This is a genomic window from Streptomyces sp. SID12488, assembly GCF_010548275.1.
In the GTDB taxonomy this organism is placed as follows: domain Bacteria; phylum Actinomycetota; class Actinomycetes; order Streptomycetales; family Streptomycetaceae; genus Streptomyces.
The window spans coordinates 1-612 of record NZ_JAAGLT010000108.1 but is presented as its reverse complement, the minus strand read 5'-3'; the positions used below and the strand labels follow the sequence as shown (position 1 = coordinate 612).

Genomic DNA, 612 nt, shown 5'->3' with positions numbered 1-612 from the left:
AGCGGAGCAAGCTCCTGGTCTACTTGAAGGTCGACCCGAAGTATGTCGACCTCGTTCCCGGGTTCACCCGGGACGTATCCGGGCTCGGCCACCACGGGACGGGCGACTTGGAGGTGCAGCTCCGCACGGCGAGGGACGTGGAGCGTGCGCAGGATCTGTTCCGGGCGAGCTACGCCGCGGCGTGATCGCTTGATGGCACGGTGGCCGTGAGCGCTCGCGTTTGGTCTGTGGTCGTCGGGTGGTGCCTTTCGTCGTTCGGGCAGGTCGTGGCGGTGGACTATCAATGATGCGCGGGATCGCCGGTTTGGCTAACCGGCGATCCCGCGCTATGTTGCGCCGCTCTGACGTGCCGGTGATCAGCGGGTGGGACTGGTTGCGTGGATGCCTGTGACCGTCGAGATGGCCAGCGGCGTGATGCCATGGCTCGTCCGGCGTTCGCGGCCATCGGCCTGTGCCTGGCGGGTGCCGGTTCCGTGCGCGAGGTTCTCGGTGAGGTCGGCCAGCAGTGCGCTGGGGGTGCGCGGGGACGCGGTGAGGGTCCAGGTGGGGCGGTCGGGGTTCGGGCCGGCCCAGATGGTCCAGGTGGCGAGGTTTCGGGTCGGGTGCTGGGCG

Annotated in this window: 1 protein-coding gene and 1 pseudogene; one reads left to right on the top strand and one right to left on the bottom strand. The window is 69.0% G+C overall.

Going from position 1 to position 612, the window contains the following annotated elements; translation table 11 throughout:
* Positions 1-185, top strand: a pseudogene (locus G3I56_RS42725) (transporter); the annotation flags it as partial.
* Positions 186-356: 171 nt separating this feature from the next.
* On the opposite strand, the gene G3I56_RS42720 reads toward G3I56_RS42725, so the two are convergent.
* On the bottom strand, positions 357-612 hold a 256-nt coding region (locus G3I56_RS42720), incomplete at its 5' end, for a DUF317 domain-containing protein (RefSeq protein WP_164418942.1).